The following is a 17,127-nucleotide window of genomic DNA, read 5'->3' on the forward strand; positions in this document are numbered from 1 at the left end:
CTAGAAGGGGAAAGGGAGATGAATTTAAATATAAAAGAAGCCAGCGAAATTCTAGAGCGTACGCCACAAACTTTGTAGTTTTTTTGCTAATTTAGTAAAGGCCTAAGGTGCGAACAAGGGATTATTTAAATCATGTGAGAAAGGTTGTGAAATTATTTGAGGAGTTATAAAGCTATGCTATTTGATTTAGATGATACGTTACTTGATAGGGATAAGGCAGTAGATAAACTGTTTTCCATTATTTTAGAGGAGTTTTATGGGGATGTTGAACAACATGCAGTAAAAAACGAAATGTTACAGAAATTCAAGGGATATGATAAAAAAAGCTATGGTCATAGTGATAAAGTAAAGGTTTTGGAATCGTTTTTTGATGAATTCCCACCGAAATATAGATTACCACGCAATTGCATTCAAGAATTTTGGAATAATAATTTCCCGAAATGTTTTTCTATAAACCAAAAAACTATTAATATCATAAATACTATAAAGTCACATATTAAAGTTGGAATTATAACAAATGGCTCAACTCAGAGGCAAAAAGAAAAAATAATTAACACGAATTTGAATCGTTATTTTGATACAATCATTATTTCTGAAGAAGCGGGATTTAGTAAACCTGACAAACTCATATTTGAATTAGCATTAAATAAGCTAAATGTACAATCAGAAGATGTACTATTTGTTGGAGATGACTTAGAAAAGGATATTGCTGGTTGTCAAAATGCAAATATAAAGGGCATATGGTTCAATCCTAATATGATTAAGAATAATACCGACACTAAACCATATGCCGAGATTACTTCTTTTGATAATTTATTAAGTTATTGTGGAGAGATAAATTTTCAAAAATAGTAAAAAGATAGATTACCCTTAATTTCATTGACCGTATGAGAAGTTTTAAAACAATATTTATTTACGAGGATATAAAGGATATTGGGCCAGGGGCAAATCATTTATGTGTGTTAATGAAGATCTACACAGCATGTTTAATATATACTTTATAAATTATAGAGGAGTGAGACTATGGAAATAAAGAAAGTAGTAATTGGCGGAATAAATATTGCCGTCGTCAGAAACGATACAGTATTAATATCCGATGTTCAATCTGCATTAGATCTCATGGCAACAGTTCAATATGAAGCGGATTCAAAGCGGATTGCTATCAATAAATCATTAATAAGTGAAAGTTTCTTTGACTTAAAAACACGTCTTGCGGGTGATATTCTTCAAAAGTTTATTAATTACAGCGTGAAAATTGCTATCATCGGGGATTTTTCTATGTACACTAGTAAAAGCCTAAAAGATTTCATTTATGAATGTAATAAAGGTAAGGATATTTTTTTCTTAGCAACTGAGCAACAAGCAATTGAAAAATTAAGCTCATTGAAATAAAGATATAAAATGTAATTCGAAAGAGGCATCCGTGAAGGTGCCTCTTATTTGTATTTTTATATAAATATGTTTTTCAAATTTAAATTTTGTACCGGTACAGTAACTGCAAATGTACATTGTTACTATATCCCTTCAAATTTACAATCAGCATATATTATTTTAATTTATAACTTATTAAGGGGTGCTGAATATGACAAAGTTACAAGATCAACTTTTCACAAGATTAAACCTTGAAAAACGTACTGAAATAAAATTTGAAGAATTAAGTACAATACTCTTTGCATTTGCCCACACAATCCCGTTTGAGAATTTAAATGTAATAGCAAGTAATGCGAATACAATTTCTATGAAAAACTTACAAGAGAAAATTTTAACTAGTTCTCGAGGTGGGCTTTGTTATGAATTAAATACTCTTTTTTACTATTTTTTAAAAGATAGTGGTTATGATGTACAACTCGCACTAGGTACCGTATATAAAAATGATATAAACGCTTGGGCACTTGAAGATGGGCATATAACAATTATTTTAAATTACGAAAACGTAAGGTACTTAATTGATGTAGGTATTGCTTCATTAGTACCTCTTGTGCCAGTACCGTTTACTGGCGAACTTGTTTCTTCTAAAAACGGTTCGTATCGAGTAAGACAAAAAGATACGAGTAAAGGAAACTATGTTCTAGAAAGAGTAGATGTTGATGGAGAATGGAAAGTTTGTCATGCTTTTTATAAACATATTATTGATGAGACAGTAGTAAACGATGTTCAAAGAAGAGTGATAGAAGATGAGAAATCTATTTTCAATAAAGGACCCATTGCAGTAAAATTGACGAACTTTGGCCATGTCTCATTAACGAATACTAGTTTAACTGAAATTATTTATGGAGAAAAAACGAAGCGTGAAATTACAGAAAATCAATATAAAGAGCTTTTATATACTTTATTTGCTATTGAGTTGTGAATATAAAAATAGCCGGTTCTTATTCAGAATCGGCTATTTTTATTATTTTTGGTTTAAATGGTTTTCGTCTAATATGTTTCGGAAACTGCGGTATAGTTAACGTTTTTAACGTTTCCTCAGCTTCTTCATATGTATGAAAGACTGGCTCTTTTCCATTATCTCCTTGCAAAACTAGCCCTTCATCTCGGATTACATACGGCATAAAACCACTACTTATAGTAAAAAATTATGGTCTATTGAAACAGAATGATACGATTTCAAGTTTAATTTTCTTAATAGATATAATACACTAGAACAGTATAAAGAAGTATATAAAATGAATATTGGATGCAAAGGAAGATTATAATGTCAGTTATTGATAAATTGAAACTAAATAAGTATACAAATATGGTCGTAATTAACGAACCAAGTGATTATGACATTTTCACAGGTAAAGAAACCTCATTTTCAAAAGAACATGATGCTATTTTTATTTTTGTTGAAACACTTGATGAAATGGTGAAACAAACGAATTTTATTATTAGTAATGAAGAATTACTAATTGAAAAAGGTTACGTGTTTTTCGCATATCCGAAAAAAGGTAATGCTCGTTACAGTACGTTTATTCACCGTGATGAGATGTTTCCGGCATTAAACGTTGGAGATGATGGATATGTGGGGGAAAGCGAAATTAAATTTGCGCGAATGGTAAGTATGGATGATGTCTTTACAGTTGTAGGTTTAAAACGTGAAAAGAAAAAAGCGAAGAAAACACCTGCAGCGAGTCAATGTGTTGCTGATTATGCAGACCGTATTCAAGATGTTGAAGCATTATTGGCTAATCATCCAGCTGAACTTAAGTTTTATCAAAGTTTAACTCCTGGTTATCAAAAAGATTGGGCACGTAATTTATTTTCTGTGAAACAAGAAAAAACACGCGATAAACGTCTTGAGAAAATGATTGAAATCCTTTCACAAGGCTATAAAACAATTGAATTATTCCGTAAGAAGAAAAAATAATGATTAGGAACGTCACAATGATGCAACAATTAATTACGTTGAGCACATTGAAAAAAGGATTCCTTTCAGTATACTAAAGTATGTTCTTATATTTAAATAATTAGCAAAAGAGAAAAGGTGTTTGAAATGAAATCGTATATTGTAGTTGGATCTGGAATTTTAGGGGCATCTACTGCCTATCATCTTGCTAAGGCTGGTGCGAAGGTTACTATTGTAGATCGTCAAGATTTAGGTCAAGCAACTGATGCAGCAGCAGGTATTGTCTGTCCGTGGCTGTCGCAACGTCGTAATAAAGCATGGTATAAAATCGTTAAAGGCGGTGCACGTTACTATTCTTCGTTAATTCAGCAATTAGAAGAAGACGGTGAAACGGATACAGGTTACAACCGTGTAGGTGCAATTAGTTTACATACTGATGAGAAAAAACTAGATCAAATGGAAGAGCGAGCGTATAAACGCCGTGAAGATGCACCAGAGATTGGTGAAATCACTCGCTTATCAGCTGAAGAAACGAAAAAATTATTCCCAGCATTATCGGAAGAATATAGTTCTGTTCATATTAGTGGCGCTGCACGAGTAAATGGAAGATTATTACGCAACGCATTAATAAGCGCTGCGAAAAAACATGGTGCAACTTTCATAAAAGGTGATGCAGTATTAGTCCGTGAAGGGAATCATATTACGGGAGTTAAAGTAAATGACGAAACAATTGTAGCGGAAAAGGTAATGGTAACTGCAGGCGCATGGGCGAACGAAATCTTGAATCCATTAGGAATTAATTTCTTAGTTACGTTCCAAAAAGGACAAATTGTTCATTTGCAAATTGAAAATACAGCAACAGAAAATATGCCAGTTGTTATGCCGCCGAACGATCAATATATTTTAACATTTGACAATGGTCATGTCGTAATTGGTGCAACGCATGAGAATGATACTGGTTTCGATCACCGTGTAACAGCTGGTGGTTTACATGAAGTATTCCATAAAGCGTTAACAGTAGCGCCTGGTTTAGAAGATGGTACAATGCTTGAAACTAGAGTTGGCTTCAGGCCATTTACGCCAGGATTCTTACCTGTTATTGGCCCACTCCCTAATTTTGAAGGCATACTCATTGCAAACGGATTAGGTGCTTCAGGATTAACAGCAGGTCCATACTTAGGATCAGAACTTGCGAAACTTGCGTTAGGGCAACCGATTGAATTAGATTTAAATGATTATGATGTTGCTGGGGCAATGGAATAGTAATAAACAAAAAAGATTAGGAGTGATTTCCTAGTCTTTTTGTTATGTTATTTGGGCGTAACTAAGTATTTGGGAGGTAGGAGTTCTTTTAAACAAGGGGTACCACCACATCGTTATCAAGCTAAGAAAATAGATAACCCACAAAACGAAAATTTTTTTCCCTTTATAGCAACGAAGTGCATTTTTATCGTTTGAGGTATTAGAGAAGAAAGATTGATTCGTTCAATATAGAGGCGAAATAACATCAAAATCCTCAACTTGATGGATATTAGAGAACCGTTTCACAAATGAAATTAAAGCGATAGGCGGGATCCCAATTAAAGTTTTTTAAACCTAATTGGACTTACCATTAAGAGAGCGAGGATTAATGTAATCCATGCATTGCTATATGAAAACAATCCCATACCGGCCAATGGTAATCCAGCAGCTGGAATAGGTAATCCCTTAAAATATCCAATGGTTGGTTTTACACTAAATTTAGCTAATCTTAAAGCACCCATCGTTGGGAAAAGGATAAATGCCAAAGAAGTTAAAATAGATGGTGTTGCTATCGAATGAAATAAAAGTGCAGGAGCAACTCCGAAACTAACAATATCAGCTAAGGAATCCAATTGTACACCAAACTCACTGTTCACTTTTAATTTTCTCGCAATTCTTCCATCAAGGAGATCTAAAACAGCTGAAAAGAAAATAAAAATGGAGGCTACTTCCAAATAGTCACTCATATTCATGGTAATTGAAAAAACACCGCACAATAAATTTCCAATCGTAAATAAATTGGGTACAGCTTTTACTATTTGATTGAACAAGGTTGTCCCCCCTAAGTTGATCAAACTTCACGTTTATGTAGCATTTTCTATATATTCTTCCGTTATTCTTGAAAATATATGACCACTGTATGCTAATAAATTTCGGCAAGAGAAAAGCCGATTTCCTGTACGTTATGTTGGTTTATAAACATGTTTGATCAAAGGTAAGTCTATTACTGCTGATTTACCTAATATAAAAAGCCTGTTTTTGAAAAAAAGAGTTATCAAAATAGGCTCTAAACATATTTTATAGAATCACTTTTTATAAAATATGGTTGATTATTTTCGGTACGCGTTGTTGAATATTAGCACTCGATAGTTGAAGTGCCGAGTAGTCAAGCATTTTCCTCCGATTGGTGGATAAGACCAACCGCTCCAGTTTTAAATGTATTGTTTATTATAAGTTTAAGATTGATTTTGTCCGTAATTTCTTTAATAAAGGTAGTCCACTGCCTAGGACTACAGGAAACATATTAATCCGATATTCATCAATCAATTCAGGTAGTTTACGAAATTCTGGTTTTCCGCCAGAAAAGATTAGTTAGATATATTAATTATATAGTGGAACAAGATCATCGTTTTATTAAGAAACATGTGCGTTCTATTTTTGGATTTAAGTCCTATAAAACAACATCTACACACTAAAAGATGCATCATATCTTCATATAGTCATAAAATTAACTTGTAGTCGAAAATACGTAAAGAGCTGCTAGAATGAATTACTGAGAATACGAAGAATAAAGGAGAGAAGCGGAGTAAAAACTAAAAAAATTAGACAAAGAAAATGGAGAGATGAACTAAATGTTAAAGATCATCAAACATTTAAAACCATTTATTGCTTCCATCATTGCAGTTGTATGTCTTTTAACTGTACAGGCAGTATGCGATCTATCACTGCCAGACTACATGTCTAACATTGTCAATGTAGGGATTCAACAAAAAGGTGTAGAAAATGCAGTACCTGAGGTTATTCGTAAAAGTGAAATGGATAAACTTACGCTCTTTATGAATGAAAATGAGAAGAAAAAAGTTGCTGACAACTATGTACATTTAGATAAGAACAGCCTCTCTCAAAGTGAACTAAAAAATGACTTAAAAGATTATCCGCAGCTTGATAAAGAGCCACTTTATAAGTTACATACAGAAGATAAAAAAATAATTAACGAACTTAACGATATCTTTGGGAAACCAATGTTAATTACACAAGGAATTGAAAAAGGTGGCTCATCTGCTTTCTCTCCTGCTGCGACAGGTGACAACAACACACCAGCGAAACTTCCGCCAAATTCAGATCCTTTTGCAATCATTGCGAAACTTCCTCAAGATCAAATCAATGCAATGAAAGAAAAGGCAGATGAAAAGTTTAAGAATATGCCAGGCAGCATGGTAACGCAATCAGCCGTTTCATTCATTGAGAATGAGTATAAAAAGATCGGTATCAATATAGATAAGCTTCAATCCAATTTCATCCTTACTTCCGGCGGGAAAATGCTACTTTTATCCTTAGTAAGTATGGCAGCTACCGTTATCGTGAGTTTACTTGCTGCAAAAGTAGCTGCAGGACTCGGCAGAGACCTTAGAAAGAAAGTATTCCGGAAAGTTACAAACTTCTCGAATGCGGAGTTTGATAAGTTTTCCACTGCATCTCTAATCACAAGAAGTACAAATGATATCCAACAAGTTCAAACACTTATGGTTATGATGCTTCGCATTGTATTCTATGCACCAATTTTAGGTATCGGCGGCATTATTAAAGTACTTACTACAGACCTTTCAATGGGATGGATTATCGCAGTTGCGGTAATTGCGATTTTAAGCCTAGTCATTGGTTTATTTAGCATCGCGATTCCTAAGTTTAAGCGTATCCAAAAGTTAGTAGATAAAATTAACTTAATCACTCGTGAATCTTTAACCGGTATGCTAGTTATTCGTGCTTTTAATACTCAAAAACATGAAGAAAAGAAATTTGAAAAAGGAAATCAAGATTTAACAAAAACAAATTTATTTGTAAGCCGTTTAATGTCATTTATGATGCCAATGATGATGTTTATCATGAATGCCGTTACTGTACTTATTATTTGGGTTGGATCACACCAAGTGGATATGGGACATATGCAAGTTGGTGATTTGATGGCATTTATGCAATATACAATGCAAATCATCATGGCCTTCTTAATGATTTCAATGGTATCTATTATGGTTCCACGTGCTTCAGTTTCCGCACAACGTATCGCAGAAGTTTTAGATACTGACATTACCATTAGTGATGTAAAAGAGCCGAAAACATTTGCTTCAGACAAGAAAGGTTACGTTGAATTTAAAAATGTTGGCTTTAGATACCCAGGTGCAGAAGAAGATGTGCTTTCCAATATCACCTTTACTGCAAAACCTGGTGAAACGACAGCTTTCATCGGAAGTACAGGTAGTGGTAAATCAACATTAATCAACTTAATTCCACGCTTTTACGATGTCACAAGCGGCCAAATATTAATAGATGGCACGGATATTAGAGAAGTATCTCAGAAGGAATTAAGAGAGAAAATTGGTTATGTACCGCAAAAAGGAGTTCTCTTCTCAGGTACAATCGAGAGTAATTTGAAATATGGTAAAAAAGAAGCAACTGAAGAAGAACTCGAAAAAGCGGCGGAAATCGCGCAAGCTATGGAGTTTATTAACGCGAAACCTGAAAGCTTCCGCACAGAAATATCACAAGGTGGTACGAACGTTTCCGGTGGTCAAAAACAAAGACTTTCTATTGCGCGTGCTCTTACGAAAAAATCGGAAATCTTCATATTAGATGATAGTTTCTCAGCTCTTGACTTTAAGACAGACGCAGCATTGCGCAGAGCTTTAAACAATGAGATTACAGGAAGTACTATTTTACTTATTGCCCAAAGAATCAGTACAATCATGAATGCCGATAAGATTATTGTACTTGACGAAGGAAAAATAATTGGAACTGGTACTCATGAAGAGCTTATGGAAAACTGTGAAGTTTATAAGCAAATTGCTTTATCACAACTTTCAAGAGAGGAGTTGTCATCATGAGTGATAGAAAAATAGAAAATAGAAAACAAAGCGGCCCTGGTCCTGGCGGTGGCGGTCCTATGGGCGGCGGCATGAGAAAGATTGAGAAAGCAAAAAACTTCAAAGGAACGATGAATAAACTCCTTCAATACTTGAATCCCTATAAATTATCAATCTTAATCGTTATCCTTTTCGCAATCGGCAGTGCAGCCTTTACAATCGTTGGTCCAAAAATTTTAGGAAACGCGACAACAAAACTTTTCGAAGGACTCGTAAGCAAAGTATCAGGAGCACCCGGTGCGGCCATTGACTTTACCTATATCGGAAACATTGTCATTTTACTCCTTGGATTATATATACTGAGCACTGTGTTTGGTATTATCCAGGGGTACATTATTTCTGGAGTAGCTCAAAAAGTATCTTATAACTTCAGAAAAGAAATCGATGAAAAAATTAACCGTATGCCGCTGAAATACTTTGATAAAACAACGCACGGCGAAGTATTATCGAGAATTACAAATGACGTAGATACGGTGAGCCAAACTTTAAACCAAAGTATGTCGCAAATCATCACATCCGTTATTACAATCATCGGTGTACTTATCATGATGTTATCAATCAGCTGGCAAATGACATTAGTGGCGCTTTTAATATTGCCAGTATCGATGATTCTCATCATGGCAGTCGTAAAACGATCACAAAAATACTTCAAATCCCAGCAAGAATATTTAGGACACGTAAACGGTCAGGTCGAAGAAATTTATAGTGGTCACAATATCGTAAAAGCCTTCAACAAAGAAGAAGAAGAAGTGAAAAAATTCGAAAAGGTAAATGATACCCTTTACCATTCCGCATGGAAATCTCAATTTTTATCTGGAATGATGATGCCGATTATGACATTTATCGGTAATATCGGTTACGTCGCTGTATCTATTTTAGGTGGGTGGCTTGCGGTAAAGAGAACCATCGCAGTTGGAGACATTTTAGCCTTTGTGCAATATGTTAGAAGCTTTACGCAACCAATCGCTCAAGTAGCACAAATCGCGAACGTACTTCAATCTACTGCAGCTGCTGCAGAAAGAGTCTTCGAATTTTTAGAAGAAGAAGAGGAAGTGCCAGAAGCAGAAAATCCAGTGAAGCTGCAAAAAGTTCAAGGAGAAGTTACCTTCCAAGATGTTCAATTTGGATACAATCCAGATAAGATCATCATCAATAATTTCTCATCTAACATTAAACCTGGACAAAAGGTAGCAATCGTCGGACCAACCGGAGCTGGTAAAACAACGATTGTAAAACTGTTAATGCGTTTCTATGACATAAACAGCGGTGCAATATGTATCGACGGTCACGATATAAAAGACTTCACGCGAGAAGACCTGCGCAACATGTTTGGTATGGTACTTCAAGACACTTGGCTATTTAACGGCTCCATCATGGAAAATATACGTTACGGTAGACTCGATGCTACAGACGAAGAAGTAATTGAAGCAGCGAAAGCAGCTCACGTTCACAACTTCGTAAAAACATTACCAAATAAATATCAAATGGAACTAAACGAAGAAGCAAGCAACGTATCCCAAGGACAAAAGCAACTACTAACAATTGCACGTGCCCTTATAGCGGATCCGAAAATATTAATACTCGATGAAGCAACAAGCTCCATTGACACTCGTACAGAAGTACTGATTCAAAAAGCGATGGAAAACCTTATGGAAGGTAGAACAAGCTTCATTATCGCTCATAGATTATCAACAATACGTGATGCAGATTTAATCCTTGTCATGAAAGACGGAGATATTGTAGAACAAGGTAATCATGAAGAGTTATTGAAAGCTGATGGTTTCTATGCTTCGCTTTATAATAGTCAGTTTGAAGGTGCGGATGCTTCTTGAGTTAGGTGAAAGTCCATTTAAATAACTAAACCCACGAAGAAAATGCATTTTCTTCGTGGGTTTTTATTATTTTTAAGGTTCTGTTACAAAGTTTTTAAAAGTAAGCTAGACTTTTGCAAAACAGAGTGAGGAGCATGATAAATGGGATGTTTTAAAGGGAAACAATTTAAAAAGAACATTAGAAGATTAATTAATACATTCTTGTAATGTTTTAGTGTTTCTCCTCCTTCTCTTGTTTTATGAATATCTCCAAAGATAAGGAGCATTTCTTCCCGATTAATTGTTGCACAACGGATAACCGGTTTAATTAAAGGGAATTATCAAAAAGGGTACTATAAAATAGAACAAGCCAAAGAAATAGATAAGGAGTGAGCAAGCGATGGACAACATGATTAATACGGGCAGCTTTGGTTTACAAAGGGGACCTGATCAAAAAACGGTTGGCCAGTATTTGTTCGATTGTCTGAAACTGGAGGGCATAACCGAAATTTTTGGTGTCGCAGGGGACTATAATTTTACACTTCTTGATACTTTGGAGTGTTATAACGGCATCCGTTTTATAGAAGGACGAAATGAACTAAACTCGGGCTACGCTGCAGATGGCTATGCAAGAATCAAAGGAATATCGGCTCTTATTACGACATTTGGGGTCGGGGAGCTCAGTGCATGCAATGCGATAGCGGGAGCCAACAGCGAGCATGTGCCAATTATACACATTGTGGGTGCGCCTCCTGAGAAGGATCAAAAAGAGCATAAGCTTATGCATCACACCTTAATGGATGGGAATTTTGACGTTTTTCGCAAGGTGTATGAGCAGATTACGGCATATACCGCGGTGCTTACGCCGGAAAATGCCAAGATTGAAATTCAGACTGCGATTCGCATTGCTAAGGAAAAGAAAAAGCCGGTATACCTGGTTGTGGCTAATGATTTAGTGACCAAGCCGATTAAAGTCTGGGCAGAACCGGTACCACCACGTCCAACATCCAACCCGAATACCCTTCAGGCTGCAGTGAATCATGTCCGTCCGCTTTTGGAACGTGCCCAACGACCGGTTATCCTGGTGGATGTGAAAACGATGCGATTCGGCCTTCAGACAGCGACTCAGCAGCTAGCCGATGCAATGAATGTGCCTGTTGTAACGATGATGTACGGGAAGGGCGGATTCGACGAGAACCATCCAAATTATATCGGAATGTATTTAGGCTCTTTCGGGAGGACTGAAGTCCAAAGTACAGTGGAGAATGCAGATTGTATCATTGCGATTGGTATGGTATGGGCGGATACAAACACCGCAAGTTTTACCGCAAAGCTGAACCCACTGATAACTGTCAATATTCAACCAGATATAGTTAAAATCGCTGAGGCGGAATATCCGAATGTTCTTGCAGCCGACATGCTACTTGCTGTGCAGAAGTTGAGTTATACAGGCAAAGGTTTGACAAAAAAATTGTCATTCCCTTATGAGCAATTCACAACTATTGCCGACGGACCTCTAATGGCGGACGGCTATTATCCACGTTTTCAGCGCATGCTGAAAGAGGAGGATATTGTAATCGCCGAGACCGGAACGCTTTATTACGGAATGGGAGAGATAAGACTGCCGGGCAATGTAACATATATTGGACAAGGTGAATGGCAGTCCATCGGTTACGCAATCCCTTCGGCGTTTGGTGCTATTATGGCCGCGCCGGAACGCCGAGTATTGGTGTTTACAGGTGACGGTGCCCTGCAGCTAACGGTACAGGAAATCAGTTCTATGCTCTATTACGGCTGCAAGCCTATAATCTTTGTTTTGAACAACGATGGTTATACAATCGAGAGATATTTAAATGTCAAAACAGAGGATCAAAAGTACAACGAAATCCCTCAATGGTCTTACACCAAGCTGGCCGAAGCTTTTGGAGGTAACGCGTTTACCGTTACAGTCCGGACCTATGGAGAGCTTGATCAGGCTATAATCCATGCTGAAAAGGAAAGCGCCAAAAGACTCTGTATTATTGAAATGATCGCAGGGAATCGAATGGACGCACCTGAATACATGCGACGGATGCGTAGTTATATGGAGAAGCAGGAAAAGCAGCGCAGTCAGAACTAGTATCCAATTCCCTAGTCCCTAATTGGATACTAATTGAACAGTTCTAATCATATTCTTTTAATAAAACGCAATTAAAGGGGTGTAAAGTAAGTTGACAAAAGTTAAGGTTAGTTTACGACCCATTGCAAGTAAGTTCAATTTACCTACTGTTTTGAAAACAACTATACTACCAGGTGACTCAATTGAAAGGTTATTTATTGCAACCCAGGTAGGAGAAATCTTTTACATAGGAGACGGAGTTATAAGGACTTTTTTAGATATTCGCCCGCGAATTATCAAATTAGGCACGTTTGAAGAAGGTGTCTCTAGTAGCGGTTATGATGAACGAGGATTGCTAGGACTAGCGTTTCATCCACAATTTTATCAAAACGGTTTATTTTACCTTCATAATTCAGTAGCTGGCACTCAAGGTCCGGGTGCCCTTTCTGAACCTTTTAAACCTAATCCGTGTGATCCGAAAACTTTAAACTTAAAGTGGGTAAATAGAGATACTCAATATGATCATATTGATACGGTTGAGGAATGGATTTTACAATCACATAGTCAACCTCAAAAACGACGGACATTACTTAACATAAAAAGGCCCTTTTTTAATCATAACGGAGTCAATAGTTTAAACTTTTCACCTGAGAGTGGAAAACTTGTTTTTACAAATGGAGATGGTGGATCGGGTTATGATCCATTTAATTTAAGCCAGGATGATTTAGAAATAGCGGGCAAAATAATTGAAATTGATGTAAGTAAAAATACATTCATAAATAACCCTCCAGTAGTTACACGCTTTAATGAGTTTCCTTTATCTATACAAGAAACACTTACAGTAATTGCGAAAGGAGTTCGGAATATAACAGGTATTTCATTTCAAAGGTTTTATAATCAATATATCAAATATGCTGGAAATGTCGGGCAGGATATTGTAGAGTCTATTTTTTCGTTTGTTCATTATAAACCCATACCGGTTACCGAACTTGTTCAAACGCATTTAATGAGATCCACTCCCAATCAAGATGGATTTATTAATTTTGGTTGGCGAGGATGGGAAGGAGAATTTCCTACTTCTTTTATAAGGCACTGTTCTGAGAATCCTACTTTGGATGAGAGAACAATGGCTTATTATAATGAAACAATAGAAACATCAGTGAGGCGCATACAGCCCCTAATTAGTTATTTTCATAAAGATTCCAGAGCAGATAAGTTTGGAGGAACCTCACTTACAGGAGTACAACCATATATGGGAACTACAATTCCTAATTTAACTGGTAGTATCGTGTTTACTGATCTTGCTAAGAAAGAAGAATTTCAATCTCCAGTAAAGGGAGTGTTAGCTTTTACTAGAGCAGCTCTAGACGGGAAACGTAATGATTTTCATGTTATTGAAACCACTTATGATTTTGGGACTCAAGCAGCTTATTATGTTAGTTTAGGAACAAACTTAGATCAAACTAGATTATATTTAGGAGTTTATGGTTCTATGAAAGTAACTGAATTTAACAAAGGTACTATTTTTGAAATTGTTCCATGATACGGTATAAACTCTTAGTCTAAAAATATATGGAATTCATACTTTTTCAAACGCACGACTTAGCGCCTCTTAAAAAACCTTCTATGGATAAACATCTATTGTATAGTGATTCCTAACAAGCAGAAAGTAAAACATAACCAATAAGTATTTGAATAAAAATAGAAAGTGGTGAATTAAGTCTCTTTAGGGGGAATTTGATGAATCGCTTTAGAAGCTATTGGTATCAATGGATGATAGAGCAGGATGCGAATTTTGTTCATAAAAGAAAGGTGACGCCTGCAAGTAGGTTAGTCATTACAGCATTACTCGGTTCATTTGCTGCTATTTTTCAATCTGCGGGGAACTTAATCCCTGGAATTGGGTTATTTATTAGTCCTTTCGCGACGCTACCGATTTTTCTAGCTATTTGTTATGCTATTCGTGAGGGAGTACTTTCTTATATTCTTACTATTTTCCTATTATTCATTATTGAGCCAAGTGAACTAATTGTCTTTCCCTTTACTACAGGCTTATTAGGTATAGCGTTAGGAGTATCCTTTTTACAATTCAAGAGGAGGATTTGGGTAATTTCCTTTTCAGCGATATGTCTACTTATAGGAATTATGATCATTCTCGATATCTTCCGTTTTCCTGTACTTGGTCCTACTATTCATACGACTATGGATATAAAAGTTATTACATTAATATTTATACTGAGTTTTTTATACTGCTGGATCTATGCAGAGTTGTGTAGAATAATAATGAATAGAGTATATAAAGTATGGTCTTAGCAATTGCATAAAATCTTTTTGAACAAATACACTTTCTCATATATTTTTAAAAATTGGAGATGTAAGCCATGTATAACATTGAAATTAGAAGGCCGAATTCGAATGATTTAGATGAATTACATTTGTTTTTTCGTCTTGTTATTACTAATACATTTAAAAACGAAGGGTTATCACATCTATTAGATGACATAGAAAATGAAATTAACTCGAAAAAGAAATATTTAAAAAATGATTTTGATAGTAATGGAGAAAATCGTTACTTTTTATTAGCGATAGATACAAGTAACGATAAAATCATTGGAACGATTGAAATCGGTCCAGCAAGTGCATTGATTAATAGTTGTACAGACGGTGTACTTAAGGATTTGTATGAAATAGGAACTGTATTTATACTTCCGGAGTATCAAAGAAAAGGTATAGGGAGTTTACTACTAAATACAATGTATCTTACATTACTTAGCAGAGGAATAATCGAATGCTGTTTAGATAGTGGATACAAAAAAGCACAAAGTATATGGACAAAAAAGTTTGGAAAACCTAGTTATGTGCTGAAGGATTATTGGGGCGAATCAAACGATCATATGATTTGGAAAAAAAGTTTACATGATATACCTATAATATTTGAATTATAAAATGAAATATCTCTCTTAACATAGCTTTTCTTACATACTTATGCTATTATTTATCTTTATAATAAAAGAGGACGTGAATGAACTTGATTAAAATTAATATTCCTGAAGCTGATGTTTCAATTACTGAACGTAACCAAGTTATTAAAGGAGACGAGCCATTAATTACTCCAATTAACGGTTTTATCGATTTCCACTTGTTCCCTAGAGATAAAGGCGGCATTTTTATGTTTTACAATATTAATGACGAACTTCTTTTCGTAGGTAAAGCTCGTAAAATTAGACAACGTATTAAAAAGCATTTTGAAGATAATGTTTCACCAATCAAAAATAATCGTGATGAAGTATACCGTATCGATGCATGTATCGTAGAAGATCCAACTGAAAGAGAAATTTACGAAACATACATCATTAATAAGTACAAAGCGAAATATAACGTTGATAAAGTGTTTTATAAATAAACAACATTAGCGAAATGAAACAATCCTAGTACATACACTAGGATTGTTTTTATTTATATAGCTTTGTAATTTTTGTCCGTAATGATTTTCCTCGCATTTGTTCCTCCTTATAAGGGAATAGATTATTTAATCGGCAGAATTTTTTCGTATTTTAAAGTAATGAGCGGCAATTAAACAAAGTACCCCTATAAATAACATAATAATTCCAAAAGTTTTATGCTTTCCTTCGAAGAAAGGTATGTCTGTAATTACATTTGTCATACATAAGCCTAAGAACACAAGAATTGGTCCAATCCAAAGTAATATGTTGCCTAATTTTGTGTGTTTCTCCATGTAAACCCTCCTTTTTTTACATATATATCCATCTTTATCGCAATCCATAACTTCTAAATAAAGGTTAAAGTAAATCCCCAAGAGAAATATATTTTCTTTCATAACAAAAATTAAAGCATCATATATTGGTACAAGCAAATGAGAAAGGAGATCATCATGAATTGGCTAGAAGCTTTTATTTTAGGAATTATTCAAGGGCTGACAGAGTTTTTACCTATAAGCAGTACAGGTCACCTATATTTAGGGCGACATATTTTTCAGTTAGATGAGGCAGGTTTGTTTTTAGATACGATGCTGCATATAGGGACGTTACTTGCGGTGTTTATTTATTATAGAAAAGAATTTATTTATTTAATAAAAAATCCATTTTCAAAGCTTATGCTATTACTTATTGTCGGGACGATACCTGCGGTTGTAATCGGCTTATTATTTAAAGACTTTTTTGAAGATATTTCAAAAACAGGTATAACAATAGGTTGGGAGTTTTTAGTGACGGGTTTATTTCTTTATATGGCCGATAAACAAAAGAACGGTCGTAAAAAAATGAATGATATTACATATAAAGATGCATTCATAATTGGTTCATTTCAAGCAGTAGCTATATTTCCAGCAATTTCCCGTTCTGGAATGACAATTGTCGCTGCATTATGGAGAAAGTTAGACCGCGAAACAGCGGCGTACTTTTCCTTTTTATTATCAACACCAGCTATTGTCGGAGCTATCATCTTGCAATTTGCAGATGTTTTTCAAGGGAAAGCTGAATCTATTTCTAGTACATCACTAATTGTCGGAACATTATCAGCAGCGTTCTTTGGTTACATAGCAGTTTCATGGATGATTCAATATTTAAAACGTCATTCTTTAAAAGTATTCGCGTATTACGTATGGGGATTAGGTATTTTAATTTTAATGTTGCAATTCACACAGGTGTTTTAAATATAATTATCAAGGAATTATTAGTTAAGATCCTGTTCCATTCATACACGACAGGATCT

The 17,127-nt window shown here is 35.2% G+C and carries 16 protein-coding genes and 1 pseudogene; 14 read left to right on the forward strand and 3 right to left on the reverse strand.

Going from position 1 to position 17,127, the window contains the following annotated elements; translation table 11 throughout:
- The first annotated feature begins 174 nt into the window (after window positions 1–174).
- From LCF45_RS12800 to LCF45_RS12810, 3 genes are all read left to right on the forward strand, one after another.
- Window positions 175–852 (forward strand): HAD family hydrolase, encoded by a 678-nt coding sequence (locus LCF45_RS12800; protein WP_002127577.1) that lies wholly within the window; start codon window positions 175–177, stop codon window positions 850–852.
- Between the two features lie 171 nt (window positions 853–1,023).
- The gene (locus tag LCF45_RS12805) at window positions 1,024–1,392 is read left to right on the forward strand and encodes a DUF4180 domain-containing protein (protein WP_002127579.1); all 369 of its coding nucleotides are present in this window, start codon (window positions 1,024–1,026) and stop codon (window positions 1,390–1,392) included.
- Between the two features lie 190 nt (window positions 1,393–1,582).
- Window positions 1,583–2,350 carry an arylamine N-acetyltransferase family protein gene (locus tag LCF45_RS12810; protein ID WP_002127580.1) on the forward strand — a complete coding sequence of 256 codons (768 nt, stop codon included), beginning with the start codon at window positions 1,583–1,585 and terminating at the stop codon, window positions 2,348–2,350.
- A 19-nt stretch (window positions 2,351–2,369) separates the two neighbouring features.
- On the opposite strand, the gene LCF45_RS12815 is transcribed toward LCF45_RS12810, so the two are convergent.
- Complete coding sequence (locus tag LCF45_RS12815) at window positions 2,370–2,552, reverse strand: hypothetical protein (RefSeq protein ID WP_002013279.1); 183 nt, start codon at window positions 2,550–2,552, stop codon at window positions 2,370–2,372.
- A 143-nt stretch (window positions 2,553–2,695) separates the two neighbouring features.
- Between LCF45_RS12815 and LCF45_RS12820 the strand changes: the two genes are divergently transcribed.
- Window positions 2,696–3,349, forward strand: coding sequence for a YdeI/OmpD-associated family protein (locus tag LCF45_RS12820; protein ID WP_002085348.1), 654 nt, complete (start codon window positions 2,696–2,698; stop codon window positions 3,347–3,349).
- Window positions 3,350–3,475: 126 nt separating this feature from the next.
- Entirely contained in the window at window positions 3,476–4,591 is a 1,116-nt protein-coding gene (locus tag LCF45_RS12825) for an NAD(P)/FAD-dependent oxidoreductase (protein WP_002168304.1), read from the forward strand.
- 317 nt (window positions 4,592–4,908) lie between these two features.
- Here LCF45_RS12825 and pssA read toward each other — a convergent pair whose 3' ends face one another.
- Window positions 4,909–5,400, reverse strand: a complete 492-nt coding sequence (gene pssA / locus LCF45_RS12830; RefSeq protein ID WP_002085344.1) for a CDP-diacylglycerol--serine O-phosphatidyltransferase — start codon at window positions 5,398–5,400, stop codon at window positions 4,909–4,911.
- Window positions 5,401–5,934: 534 nt separating this feature from the next.
- Here pssA and LCF45_RS12835 point away from each other — a divergent pair.
- The 8 genes and pseudogenes from LCF45_RS12835 to LCF45_RS12870 all read left to right on the forward strand — a co-directional run.
- Window positions 5,935–6,039: pseudogene (locus LCF45_RS12835) on the forward strand (IS6 family transposase); the annotation flags it as partial.
- A 162-nt stretch (window positions 6,040–6,201) separates the two neighbouring features.
- Window positions 6,202–8,448: an ABC transporter ATP-binding protein gene (locus LCF45_RS12840; RefSeq protein WP_263894871.1), complete on the forward strand. Its 2,247-nt coding sequence runs from the start codon at window positions 6,202–6,204 to the stop codon at window positions 8,446–8,448.
- Window positions 8,445–10,319, forward strand: a complete 1,875-nt coding sequence (locus tag LCF45_RS12845; RefSeq protein ID WP_050000466.1) for an ABC transporter ATP-binding protein — start codon at window positions 8,445–8,447, stop codon at window positions 10,317–10,319. The genes LCF45_RS12840 and LCF45_RS12845 overlap by 4 nt, the downstream gene beginning before the upstream one ends.
- Before the next feature lie 379 nt (window positions 10,320–10,698).
- Window positions 10,699–12,417, forward strand: a complete 1,719-nt coding sequence (locus LCF45_RS12850; protein WP_263894872.1) for an alpha-keto acid decarboxylase family protein — start codon at window positions 10,699–10,701, stop codon at window positions 12,415–12,417.
- A gap of 91 nt (window positions 12,418–12,508) precedes the next feature.
- Entirely contained in the window at window positions 12,509–13,939 is a 1,431-nt protein-coding gene (locus LCF45_RS12855; protein ID WP_263894873.1) for a PQQ-dependent sugar dehydrogenase, read from the forward strand.
- Between the two features lie 197 nt (window positions 13,940–14,136).
- Window positions 14,137–14,709, forward strand: a complete 573-nt coding sequence (locus LCF45_RS12860) for a YybS family protein (protein ID WP_078203283.1) — start codon at window positions 14,137–14,139, stop codon at window positions 14,707–14,709.
- Window positions 14,710–14,777: 68 nt separating this feature from the next.
- A complete protein-coding gene (locus LCF45_RS12865) occupies window positions 14,778–15,341 on the forward strand; it encodes a GNAT family N-acetyltransferase (protein WP_002013262.1) in 564 nt (187 codons plus the stop codon).
- A gap of 77 nt (window positions 15,342–15,418) precedes the next feature.
- Window positions 15,419–15,799 carry a nucleotide excision repair endonuclease gene (locus LCF45_RS12870; RefSeq protein WP_002013261.1) on the forward strand — a complete coding sequence of 127 codons (381 nt, stop codon included), beginning with the start codon at window positions 15,419–15,421 and terminating at the stop codon, window positions 15,797–15,799.
- A gap of 126 nt (window positions 15,800–15,925) precedes the next feature.
- On the opposite strand, the gene LCF45_RS12875 is transcribed toward LCF45_RS12870, so the two are convergent.
- Window positions 15,926–16,132 carry a hypothetical protein gene (locus tag LCF45_RS12875; protein WP_002127593.1) on the reverse strand — a complete coding sequence of 69 codons (207 nt, stop codon included), beginning with the start codon at window positions 16,130–16,132 and terminating at the stop codon, window positions 15,926–15,928.
- Window positions 16,133–16,288: 156 nt separating this feature from the next.
- On the opposite strand from LCF45_RS12875, the gene LCF45_RS12880 reads away from it, so the two are divergent.
- Window positions 16,289–17,068: an undecaprenyl-diphosphate phosphatase gene (locus LCF45_RS12880; protein ID WP_002013258.1), complete on the forward strand. Its 780-nt coding sequence runs from the start codon at window positions 16,289–16,291 to the stop codon at window positions 17,066–17,068.
- Window positions 17,069–17,127 lie beyond the last annotated feature (59 nt).

The sequence above is a fragment of the Bacillus sp. 41-22 genome (assembly GCF_025809295.1).
GTDB lineage: Bacteria > Bacillota > Bacilli > Bacillales > Bacillaceae_G > Bacillus_A > Bacillus_A mycoides.